The 1,143-nt window shown below is 57.9% G+C and carries 1 protein-coding gene; it reads left to right on the top strand.

Annotated features, from left to right (window positions below):
- A partial coding sequence (locus FIV38_RS29795; protein WP_146492600.1) for a flagellin hook IN motif-containing protein occupies positions 1-1,143 on the top strand: 1,143 nt, incomplete at both ends.

A 1,143-nucleotide genomic window follows, 5' to 3' on the forward strand; every position in this document is an offset into this window, starting at 1 on the left:
CGTCCCTGCAGCAGGAATTCACGGCGCTGACCGGTGAATTGACCCGTATTTCCCAAACCACCAACTTCGGTGGCCGTAAGCTTCTGGATGGTTCGTTCGACAACGTAGGCTTCCAGATCGGCGCCAACGCCAACGAAACCATTTCGTTTGGTATGACTGATATCAGTGCTACCGGCCTGAAAGGTTCCTACGGCGAAGCCAAGGCTGCTGGTGCGGCGACTGACCTCGCTGCGACTGCGGTAGGCGGCGAAGCCGAGATCGGCCAGTTCTCTACCGTCAACGCTTTCACTCCGACCGACGGCACCTTGACGCTCAACGGCACTTCGATTGCGCTGCTGGCTGCCGATACCCTTGCGCAGTCGATTACTAAAATCAACGACCAAAGTGCTGTTACTGGCGTCAAGGCCCAAGCTGTTGGCGCGACGCTACAGTTGACCTCGGCTTCTAGCTTCACTGCAGCCGGTTCTGCTGCGGGCATTCTTCCCGCGGCGGCAGTTGTTGCCAAAACCACGACCACCAACAGCGCCGCGCAAATCAGCATCAATGGCACCGAAATCACCATTGCAGCGGGTCGTACACTGGCTCAGGTTGCTGCCGACATTAATGGCACTGCAGGTGCAAACACCACTCTGACCGGTGTTACCGCGACAGCTGCCGACGGTCGTCTGACCCTGACTTCGGCTGACGGTAAAGCTATCAAGCTGGATAACGGTTCTAATACCACCGACGGTCCAGGGGCTCTGGCCAAGCTGGGTCTGCAAGCAGGTACGTCCCAGGCCAAGCTGACTACCGACACTTCGGTGGTCCTGAACGGCGTAGAAGTGAAGTTCAAGAAGGGTGACACCGCTGACGCGATCGTTTCCTCGATCAACAGTGCAAGTACCGGCGTTACGGCCAGCAAAAATGCTGACAACACCCTGGCGCTGTTCTCCAACAAGACCTTCACCGTTGCCAACGGCAGCGCGGGCACTGGTCTGGCTCAACTGGGTCTGACAGCTGCCACGTCGACGGCAGTTACCGTGGAAACCACCGTTTCCAACCTGAGCATCCAGGATGCAGCTTCGTCGCAGCGATCGGTTCAGGCGTTGAACGATGCGATTCAGCAGATCGACAGCCAGCGTTCCCAGTTGGGTGCAGTGCAAA

Source organism: Pseudomonas proteolytica (assembly GCF_007858275.1).
Classification (GTDB): Bacteria; Pseudomonadota; Gammaproteobacteria; order Pseudomonadales; family Pseudomonadaceae; genus Aquipseudomonas; species Aquipseudomonas proteolytica.